Annotated in this window: 6 protein-coding genes and 1 pseudogene; 2 read left to right on the top strand and 5 right to left on the bottom strand. The window is 66.8% G+C overall.

Going from position 1 to position 10,158, the window contains the following annotated elements:
• Window positions 1-336: pseudogene (locus J5T34_RS10325) on the bottom strand (energy transducer TonB); the annotation flags it as partial.
• 593 nt (window positions 337-929) lie between these two features.
• Between J5T34_RS10325 and J5T34_RS10320 the strand changes: the two are divergent.
• Entirely contained in the window at window positions 930-3,230 is a 2,301-nt protein-coding gene (locus J5T34_RS10320) for an AAA family ATPase (protein ID WP_208579669.1), read from the top strand.
• 52 nt (window positions 3,231-3,282) lie between these two features.
• Here J5T34_RS10320 and murI read toward each other — a convergent pair whose 3' ends face one another.
• The 4 genes from murI to J5T34_RS10300 all read right to left on the bottom strand — a co-directional run bounded on the left by murI (window position 3,283) and on the right by J5T34_RS10300 (window position 7,806).
• Window positions 3,283-4,119 (bottom strand): glutamate racemase, encoded by an 837-nt coding sequence (gene murI, locus J5T34_RS10315; protein WP_208579668.1) that lies wholly within the window; start codon window positions 4,117-4,119, stop codon window positions 3,283-3,285.
• Window positions 4,120-4,393: 274 nt separating this feature from the next.
• The gene (locus J5T34_RS10310) at window positions 4,394-5,917 is read right to left on the bottom strand and encodes a fumarate hydratase (protein ID WP_208579667.1); all 1,524 of its coding nucleotides are present in this window, start codon (window positions 5,915-5,917) and stop codon (window positions 4,394-4,396) included.
• Window positions 5,918-6,135: 218 nt separating this feature from the next.
• Window positions 6,136-6,684 carry a TIGR00645 family protein gene (locus tag J5T34_RS10305; RefSeq protein ID WP_208579666.1) on the bottom strand — a complete coding sequence of 183 codons (549 nt, stop codon included), beginning with the start codon at window positions 6,682-6,684 and terminating at the stop codon, window positions 6,136-6,138.
• A 105-nt stretch (window positions 6,685-6,789) separates the two neighbouring features.
• Window positions 6,790-7,806 (bottom strand): DMT family transporter, encoded by a 1,017-nt coding sequence (locus tag J5T34_RS10300; protein WP_347880644.1) that lies wholly within the window; start codon window positions 7,804-7,806, stop codon window positions 6,790-6,792.
• 277 nt (window positions 7,807-8,083) lie between these two features.
• Here J5T34_RS10300 and acs point away from each other — a divergent pair, with 277 nt between their 5' ends.
• A complete protein-coding gene (gene acs / locus J5T34_RS10295; RefSeq protein WP_208579664.1) occupies window positions 8,084-10,066 on the top strand; it encodes an acetate--CoA ligase in 1,983 nt (660 codons plus the stop codon).
• Window positions 10,067-10,158 lie beyond the last annotated feature (92 nt).

Raw genomic sequence — 10,158 nt, 5'->3', positions numbered from 1 at the left:
GGCCGGCGGTGCGGGCGGCGCTTCGACCGCGGTCGGCGTCGGCGGCAGCGCCGGTGTCGGTTCGATCCGCGGCTCGGGCTTCGGCTGCGGCTTGGGCTGCGGCGTCGGCTTGGTGACCTTGACCTGCTTGGGCGGCGTCTCCGGCTTCGGTTGCGGCTTGGGCGGCTCCGGTGCCGGCTGCTGCGGCGGTTCCAGCGGAATGATGCGGGCGATGATTTCTGGCGCGATCACCGCTTCGGTCATCTTGCGCGCGAGCCCACTCTGGATCAGATACAGCAGGCCGGCGTGGAACAGCAGAACGGCAAGCGTGATCTTCAGGAAACGTTGATCGAACATGTGAGACAACAAATTTCGGCTAATCGGCGTTGCAGGCGCGGCCTGCCGCCCAACGGCGGCATCGGGTATGCGATTCGGCTGGTCTGCAGCCGTTCCAGCGATCTACAGCGATCTATGGCGATCTATTTACGGCGAAACAGCACCAGCGAAATACCGCAACCAACCAGCAGGCTAATCAGCAGTTCCATGATAAACGCTCCTTCAAAGTCAAAGCCCGGGGGAGCGCCACTCTCTGGCAGCGTGTCAGCGCGAGAGTATAAACGATAATGATTCCTATTTGTCGGCCTTCTCGCCACATGACCCTGTTGGCGGGCGGGTCAGCCGGCGGGCTGGGTGGCAGGACGTGCTGCGGGGTCGCCCCGACTAACTGCGCCCGGCAAAGCGAGCTAGCATACGAAAAAGGGGCCGGTGAACCGGCAGGCGGCCGGCACGACAAAGGGGAAAAAGCAGGCGAAACAGCAGGCGATAGCGGTCAGCAAAAACGCACGCGGCAGGAACGGCGGCAAAGCAGGCCAAGAACCAAGCGAAAAAACGGCGAAGGAAGCGGCGGCGACGGTCCTCCCGTCGCTCGTCCGGGACGAGGAGCCTTGCCCATGGATTTCACCCGCAGCATCGAAGAGGACCGGCCGGCGCTGTTGCGCGCGGCCCCCGGGGCGGGCGCTACCACGGCGCTCGACTGGATGTGCGCCCAGTTCGCGCTGCGCGTCGTTTGCGCGCTCGGACCGCGTTTCAATCTGCGCAGCAATATCAACGACGTGCTGACGGTCAGCGCGCAGGAGCTGGTCTGGCCCTATGGCGTGGTGATGCGCGTGCAGCGGTTCCTCGCCGCGCGCTGCGCCGACATGCCGGCCTGGCGCGGCGCGGGGCGGCTCAGCCCAGAAGAATTTCTCGAGCGGCACGGCCAGTGGAACAGCGCCTTCGACGAGGGGGCGCTGTTCTATTACCTGGACGAGTACGTCAAGCACCATGCCAAGGACATGTTCACCGTGTTCGAGGTATCGGCCGCCGCGCTGGCCGCGCGCCTCGATGGCGAGCGCGTGCTGCTGGTGCGCAATATCGACATGCTCAGCCACGTGCTGGACCTGCCCGATCACGAGCGCAAGCTGCTGCTGTTCGCCGCGCTGGCCAAGTACAAGCGCGATCTGCGCGCGGTGATGGTCGACTGCAAGGTCGCGCACAGCCAGGAGGCCTTCCAGATCCTGGCCGGGCTGACCGGCGCCACCGCGGCGCAGGTCGCCGCGTCGCTGCGGCCGGGCTCGCGGCTCGAGACGCTGAATCTGATCGAGCAGCCGCTCCCCGAGAACAGCGTGACCGATCTGGGCGACCTGATGCGGCTGTCCGATCGGCTGCTGCATGTGCTGCTCGGCAACTACGCCGACGAGGCCGAGATGATGGCGGTGTTCACGCGGCCGGCCGCGCCGCCGACGCTGTCGAGCACCGACTACCCCCATGTCGAGAGCGACGCCCGCTATCTGACCGCGCTGCTGGCCAACGCCACGCGCCAGCATGCCGAGGGCGTCAACGTGCTGATCTACGGGCCGCCCGGTACCGGCAAGACCGAATTTGCGCGGCTGCTCGCGCGCGAGGCCGGCTGCGAACTGTACGAGGTCGATTGCCTGGACCGCGACGGCAACAGCCTGTCGGGCAAGGACCGCTATCGCTCGCTGCAGGTTTCGCAGGCCTTTCTGCGCGGCCGTGCCAATACCGCGCTGCTGTTCGACGAAGTCGAGGACGTATTTCCCGGCTCGGCGCGCGAACTGATGAGCCTGTTCGGCCAGGAGGACACGCGCGGCTCGGTCAACGGCAAGGCCTGGGTCAACCAAACGCTCGAGCGCAATCCGGTGCCGGTGATCTGGATTTCCAACTCGATTCGGCAGATCGATCCGGCCTATCTGCGCCGCTTCCAGTTCCATCTCGAGTTGCGCATTCCGCCGCCGCAGGTGCGCGAGAACATCATCCGCAAGCATCTTGGCGGACTGGCGGTCAGCGATGCCTTCATCGCCTCGCTGGCGGCGCGCCGCACGCTGACGCCGGCACAGGTGCAGTCGGCCGCGCGCTTCGTGCAGCTCGCTCAACCGGGTATCGGCGAGCCGGTGGAGACGCTGATCCTGCGCCAGCTCGAGCACGCCGACCGGGCGATGGGGCTACGGCCCGAAGCCGAGACACGGCCGGTGGTCACGCACTACCGGCTCGATCGGCTCAATCTGGAAACCCGCTATCGCGTCGAGCGCATCATCCAGGCGCTGCAGGCACGGCGCCGCGGCACGCTGTGTTTTTACGGTCCGCCGGGTACCGGCAAGACGGCGCTGGCCGAGCATATCGCCGCCGCGCTGGAGCTGCCGCTGATGATCCGGCGCGCCTCGGACCTGATGAGCAAGTACGTCGGCGAAACCGAGCAGCAGATCGCGGCGATGTTCGCGCGCGCCGAGGAGGACGGCGCCGTGCTGCTGCTCGACGAGGCCGACAGCTTCATGCAGAGCCGCCAGCAGGCGGTGCGCAATTACGAGGTGTCCGAGGTCAACGAGATGCTGCAGGGCATGGAGCGCTTCAACGGCATCTTCGTCTGCACCACCAATTTGTTCGACCGGCTCGATGAGGCCGCCTTGCGCCGCTTCTCGTTCAAGATCCGCTTCATGCCGCTGCTGCCGGCGCAGCGCGAATCGATGTTCGTCGACGAGGCGCTGGACGGCGATGCGTCGGCACTCGACGATGCGATGCGGCGCGAACTCGCTTCGCTCGACGGCCTGACGCCGGGCGACTTCGCCACCGTCAAGCGTCAATGCGCGCTGCTGGGTGAAGCGCTGACGCCCGACGAATTCCTCGCGCAGCTGCGCCAGGAACATGCGGTCAAGCCGGAGGTCAGGGAGCGCCGTCAGGTGGGCTTCGTGCGCTGAGACAACAACGGCTGGCGGCCCCGCGCGCAAAGCCGCGCGAACGACCGCGAGATCAGGGCGCGATCGGCGCCGGTTCGATGACCACCGTTTCCGCCGCCGCATCGACGTGCAGCAGCGCCCGCGCCATCCGGCGCAGATGTTCGGCGTCGCTGGTGGTGCAGTAGCGCGCCACCGCGATCGGATTGGCGTCAGGCTCCACGCCAGTGACACCGTCCGCCGCCAACCCGTGCTCGGCAAGCTTGCGCTGCAATTGCCGCGCGACGGCCACGCCGGTGTCGATCAGCGTCATCCGCTCGCCGATCAGGTCGCGGATCGTTTCGCTCAAGAAGGGATAGTGGGTGCAGCCGAGCACCAGCGTATCCGCGCCGGCTTCGAGCATCGGGGCCAGGCACGTCTGCAGCCGTTCGCGAACCAGCGGCCCGTCGACATCGCCTTGCTCGATGCGCGCCACCAGTCCGCCGCCGGGCTGGCAGACGAAGCGGCACTGGTCCTCGAGCGAATGCAGCAGCCGCGCGAACTTGTCGCTCGCCAGCGTATTGGCTGTGGCCAGCACGCCGACCACCTTGCTGCGGCTCGCTGCCACCGCCGGCTTCAATCCCGGTTCCACGCCGACGATCGGCAACGCCAGCCGTTCGCGCAGCGTCTGGATGCCGTGCGCGGTGGCCGTGTTGCAGGCCACCACCAGGGCCTTGCAGCCCTGCGCCGCCAGCCATTCGCAGGCCTGCAGCGTGCGCGCCTGCACGAACGGCTGCGGCTTGTCGCCATAGGGCGCATAGCGCGAGTCGGCCAGATAGAGCAGGGTTTCGTGCGGCAGCAGCGCGCGAACCTCGCGCAGCACGGACAGGCCGCCGAGGCCGGAATCGAAGATGCCGATGGGGGAGGGGGACACGGGAGGAAGGGGCTAGCGCAACAGAGAGAGAGCACGGCTTGCCCTCTCCCCCGGCCCCTCTCCCGCAAGCGGGAGAGGGGAGCAAACCGATACCAGTCGGCAAGGCTGCCAGGTGCTCCCTCTCCCGCTAGCGGGAGAGGGGAGCAAACCGATCGCGTTGGAGATTGCCCGGTGTGTGCTCCCTCTCCCGCTTGCGGGAGAGGGTCGGGGAGAGGGCAAGGGCGGTGGATGGTACGGGGCGACCGCTATTGCGATCGCCCGATCGCCACCGACCTTAAACCGCCGCGACCGGAATCTTCCCGATCTTCGCCTGCCATTCCGCCGGACCGGTCTTGTGCACCGACGTGCCGCTGCTGTCGACCGCCACCGTCACCGGCATGTCCTTGACGTCGAACTCGTAGATCGCTTCCATGCCGAGGTCTTCGAAGGCCAGCACCTTGGCACCGCGGATCGCCTTCGAGACCAGGTAGGCCGCGCCGCCGACGGCCATCAGATAGGCCGATTTGTGCTTCTGGATCGCCTCGATCGCCACCGGGCCGCGCTCGGCCTTGCCGATCATCGCGATCAGGCCGGTCTGCGACAGCATGGTCTCGGTGAACTTGTCCATCCGCGTCGCGGTGGTGGGGCCGGCCGGGCCGACCACTTCGTCGCGCACCGGATCGACCGGACCGACGTAGTAGATCACACGGTTGGTGAAGTCGATCGGCAGCTTCTCGCCCTTGGCCAGCATGTCGGCGATGCGCTTGTGCGCGGCATCGCGGCCGGTCAGCATCTTGCCGTTGAGCAGCAGCGTCTGGCCGGGCTTCCACGAGGCGACTTCCTCGGGCGTCAGCGTATTCAGGTCGACGCGCTTGGACGTCTCGGTGTTCGGTGCCCACTGGACCTGCGGCCACTGCGACAGGTCCGGCGCTTCGAGCCTGGCCGGGCCGCTGCCGTCCAGCGTGAAGTGCACGTGGCGGGTGGCGGCGCAGTTCGGGATCATCGCCACCGGCTTGGACGCGGCGTGCGTCGGCGCGGCCATGATCTTGACGTCCAGCACGGTGGCCAGGCCGCCCAGGCCCTGCGCGCCGATGCCCAGCGCATTGACCTTCTCGTACAGCTCGACGCGCAGTTCCTCGATCCAGTCCTTCGGACCGCGGGCGATGATGTCCTGGATGTCGATCGATTCCATCAACGATTCCTTGGCCATCACCATCGCCTTCTCGGCGGTGCCGCCGATGCCGATGCCCAGCATGCCGGGCGGGCACCAGCCCGCGCCCATGGTCGGCACGGTCTTGAGCACCCAGTCGACGATCGAGTCGGACGGGTTCAGCATCACGAACTTGGACTTGTTCTCCGAGCCGCCGCCCTTGGCTGCGACCTGGATGTCGACCTTGTCGCCCGGCACGATCTCGTAGTGGATCACCGCGGGCGTGTTGTCCTTGGTGTTCTTGCGGCCGCCTTCGGGCGGATTGACGATCGAGGCGCGCAGCACGTTGTCGGGGTGGGTGTAGCCCCGGCGCACGCCCTCATTGATCATGTCGGTCAGGCCCATGGTGGCGCCGTCCCAGCGCACGTCCATGCCGACCTTGACGAAGACGGTCACGATGCCGGTGTCCTGGCAGATCGGGCGCTTGCCTTCGGCGCACATGCGGCTGTTGGTCAGAATCTGCGCGATCGCGTCCTTGGCCGCCGGACTCTGTTCCAGCTCGTAGGCGCGGCCCAGGCTGGTGATGTAGTCCATCGGGTGGTAGTAGCTGATGTACTGCAGGGAGTCGGCGACGCTCTGGATCAGGTCTTCTTGCTTGATGACGGTCATGTCTTGTGGGGGAGGGCAGTCGGACAAAAGCGGACGAAAATTCCGCCCGAATCATACACCCGCTTGCCAGACGCGTCCCGGACGGCGGCCCGCCGTCCGCCATCAAAAGTGGCTTTAATTTCACATCGCGCGCGAATATCGGACAAACGGTCCACAACCGCGGCGCAATAAAAAACCGCGGCTGGGGGCCGCGGTTTTGCTTCGGTGCGCACGCCGGGTCAGAGGCCCCGATCGTGCAGCGCCGGATGCGAATGCGTGATCAGCTTGTCGACCCACGCCATCGCGATCGCCGAGAACAGGAAGGCGACGTGGATCACCACCTGCCACATGATCGTATGGGTGTCGCGCTGCGGCGCGTCGATGAAGGTCTTGAGCAGATGGATCGACGAGATGCCGATCAGCGCCATCGACAGCTTGACCTTGAGCACGCCGGCATTGACGTGGTCCAGCCATTCGGGCTCGTCCGGATGGTTGTCGATGCCCAGCCGCGACACGAAGGTCTCGTAGCCGCCGACGATCACCATGATCAGCAGATTGGAGATCATCACCACGTCGATCAGGCCCAGCACCACCAGCATGATCTTGTTCTCGTCGTACTCGGTGACGTGGGCCAGCAGATGCCAGACCTCCATCAGGAAGTGATAGACGTAGACGCCTTGCGCGACGATCAGGCCCAGGTACAGCGGCAGCTGCAGCCAGCGCGAGGCGAAGATCAGACGGGGAATCGGGCGCATCCGATGCGGCTCCGGCGATAAGTTCGATGCCATGGTCCTTGCTTGATGGAGTTGCGTTGGGGTTTGCGTTGCTCGATACGGCAGTGACGCGCGGCAGTGACGCGCGCTCAGGCGCCGCCACGAGCAGCGGCACGTCGGTCAGCGGCCGCGGGATTGTACCGTGGCGCCGTGATCGGATTCGATGCCGGCGGACTCGGTGCCGGCGATCCCGTCTGTCCCAGCGCCTCGTTTCGCCGCGGCACGCGCCAGTTTCCCCGGCCAGCTCGCCAGCGCGATGCCCGCCAGCACGCAGACCAGCGCGACGCCGTGCGCCCAGCCGGGCGTCTCGCCGAGAAACACGATGCCGTAGACCGCCGCCGCGATCGGCAGCACCGAGGTGAACACGCCGGCCAGTTGCGCCGGTACATGGCGGATGCCCTTCATCCACAGCCAGAACGAGAACACGCTGGCCGACAGCGCGTACCACAGCACCATGGCCCACACATGCAACGGCACGGCGCTCGCATCGAAGTCGAGCAGCGGCACCAGCCCGAGCGGCAGCATCAGCAGGCCGCCGATCAGATGCGTATAGGCGCAGATCTCGATCGCGGCCAGGGTCTGCGCCAGCCGCTTGGACAGAATCACGTAGATCGATTCGCAGACCACCGCGCCCATCACCATCAGGTTGCCGAGCAGCGCATCGCTGCCGCCGCCGCCTTGCTGGCCGCTGCGGGCGATATTGAGCACCGCGATGCCGGCCACCGCCAGCAGCACCGACAGCACGGTGCGGCGCGACAGCCGTTCGCGCAGCACCAGCCACGACAGGATCGCCACGGTGGCGGGAATGGTGCTGGTGATGACGCCGGCGGACATCGCGCTGGTCAGACGCACGCCGCCGAGCATCAGCAGCGTGAACAGGAAGGTCCCGAAGAAGGCCTGCAGGAACAGGTTCCACCATTCGCGGCGGGACACGCGGCGCATGCGCGCGGGCCGATACCACGGCGACAGGCAGACGATGGCGATCACGAAGCGCAGCAGCGCGAACAGCAGGATCGGCACATGGGCCACGATCGCCTTGCCGAGGCCGACATTGCTGCCGACCAGCGCCATCGAGGCGGCCAGCAGCAGGGCATTCAGGGGAACGGAAGGGGGCACGGGTTTGTTGGTCGGTGGCACGCCGCATGATCGACGCGTTCGGCGCGCCATCGCACGCGCCGGGCGATTATAGCTGTGCTAGCCTTAAGGCTTAGGCTTCACATGCCAACGCTGCGCGCGCCAGGCGCTGGCGCCACCATTGCTGCAATGCAATGCGCCTTCCGCCCAACGGCGCGCGTGCGGATCGCATGCCGATGCGCGTGACGATGCCAGGACACCGTCAGGTTGCAGTAAGCCGCGCAGCGTAGCGTTGCGGCCAAAGTATCGAAGCCATATCCGGCCTTTCAGGAGACGAGCTATGTCCGCCATCGAATCGGTGATGCAAGAGCATCGCGTATTCCCCCCACCCGAATCGTTCGCCAAGAGCGCCGCCATTTCCGGCATGGACGCCTACCGCGCGCTGTGCGAAGAGGCCGAGCGCGACTACGAGGGCTTCTGGGCGCGCCATGCCCGCGAGCAGCTGGTCTGGGCCAAGCCCTTCACCAAGGTCCTGAACGAGAGCAACGCGCCGTTCTACCAATGGTTCGAGGACGGCCAGCTCAATGCCTCGTACAACTGCCTGGAGCGCAATCTCGAAAACGGCAACGCCGACAAGGTCGCGATCGTGTTCGAGGCCGACGACGGCACGGTCACCAGGGTCACCTATCGCGAACTGCATGCGCGCGTGTGCCAGCTGGCCAATGGCCTGAAGGCGCTCGGCATCAAGAAGGGCGATCGCGTCGTCATCTATATGCCGATGTCGATCGAGGGCGTCTGCGCGATGCAGGCCTGCGCCCGTATCGGTGCCACGCATTCGGTCGTGTTCGGCGGCTTCTCCGCCAAGTCGCTGCAGGAGCGGCTGGTCGACGTCGGCGCGGTGGCGCTGCTGACCGCCGACGAGCAGATGCGCGGCGGCAAGGCGCTGCCGCTGAAGGCCATCGCCGACGAGGCGCTGGCGCTGGGCGGCTGCGAGGCGGTCAAGCACGTGGTGGTCTATCGCCGCACCGGCGGCAACGTCAACTGGGTCGAAGGCCGCGACCGCTGGCTCGACGAGGTCTGCGCGGGCCAGCCCGAGACCTGCGAGGCCGACCCGGTCGATGCCGAACATCCGCTGTTCGTGCTGTACACCTCGGGCTCGACCGGCAAGCCCAAGGGCGTGCAGCACAGCACCGGCGGCTATCTGCTGTGGGCCTTGATGACGATGAAGTGGACCTTCGACATCAAGCCGGACGACCTGTACTGGTGTACCGCCGACATCGGCTGGGTCACCGGCCACACCTATATCGCCTACGGCCCGCTGGCAGCCGGTGCGACCCAGCTGATGTTCGAGGGCATCCCGACCTATCCGAACGCCGGCCGCTTCTGGGACATGATCGCGCGCCACAAGGTCAGCGTGTTCTACACCGCGCCCACCGCGATCCGTTCGCTGATCAAGGCGGCCGAGGCCGACCAGGCCGTGCATCCGAAGCAGTACGACCTGTCGAGCCTGCGCCTGCTCGGCACGGTCGGCGAGCCGATCAATCCCGAGGCGTGGATGTGGTACCACGAGAATATCGGCCGCGGCCGCTGCCCGATCGTCGATACCTTCTGGCAGACCGAGACCGGCGGCCACATGATCACGCCGCTGCCGGGCGCGACGCCGCTGGTGCCGGGCTCGTGCACGCTGCCGCTGCCGGGCATCATGGCCGCGGTGGTCGACGAGACCGGCCAGGACGTGCCCAACGGCAGCGGCGGCATCCTGGTGGTCAAGCGCCCGTGGCCGGCGATGATCCGCACCATCTGGGGCGATCCGGAGCGCTTCAAGAAGAGCTATTTCCCGGCCGACCTCGGCGGCAAGCTTTATCTGGCCGGCGACGGCGCGGTGCGCGACAAGGAGACCGGCTACTTCACCATCATGGGCCGTATCGACGACGTGCTCAACGTGTCGGGCCACCGCATGGGCACGATGGAGATCGAGTCGGCGCTGGTGGCCAACCCGATCGTCGCCGAGGCCGCCGTGGTCGGCCGTCCCGACGACACCACCGGCGAGGCCATCTGCGCGTTCGTGGTGCTCAAGCGCGCGCGTCCGACCGACGAGGAAGCCGTGCAGATTGCCAACGAGCTGCGCAACTGGGTCGCCAAGGAAATCGGGCCGATCGCCAAGCCGAAGGACATCCGCTTCGGCGACAACCTGCCGAAGACGCGCTCCGGCAAGATCATGCGCCGTCTGCTGCGGTCGCTGGCCAAGAACGAGGAAATCACGCAGGACACCTCCACGCTGGAGAACCCCGCCATCCTCGAACAGCTGCGGCAGCCCAAGTAAGCGCCGCCGCGCGAAGCGGGCGCCGATGTCACGGCGCCCGCTTGCGTTTCGCCGCGGCACGTCTCTTCGCCTTCGCTGCTTCCCACGCCCCT

Origin of the sequence: Cupriavidus gilardii, from assembly GCF_017598945.1 — a bacterium.
GTDB classification, from domain to species: Bacteria; Pseudomonadota; Gammaproteobacteria; order Burkholderiales; family Burkholderiaceae; genus Cupriavidus; species Cupriavidus gilardii_E.
The sequence above is the reverse complement of the archived record's forward strand: the minus strand, read 5'-3'. Positions and strand labels throughout refer to the sequence as shown.

Bases quoted from the DNA above. Each gene is read 5' to 3' on its own strand.
- J5T34_RS10320 (WP_208579669.1), top strand. From the start codon at position 930: ATGGATTTCACCCGCAGCATCGAAGAGGACCGGCCGGCGCTGTTGCGC.
- J5T34_RS10310 (WP_208579667.1), bottom strand. From the start codon at position 5,917: ATGACCGTCATCAAGCAAGAAGACCTGATCCAGAGCGTCGCCGACTCC.
- J5T34_RS10305 (WP_208579666.1), bottom strand. From the start codon at position 6,684: ATGGCATCGAACTTATCGCCGGAGCCGCATCGGATGCGCCCGATTCCC.
- acs (WP_208579664.1), top strand. From the start codon at position 8,084: ATGTCCGCCATCGAATCGGTGATGCAAGAGCATCGCGTATTCCCCCCA.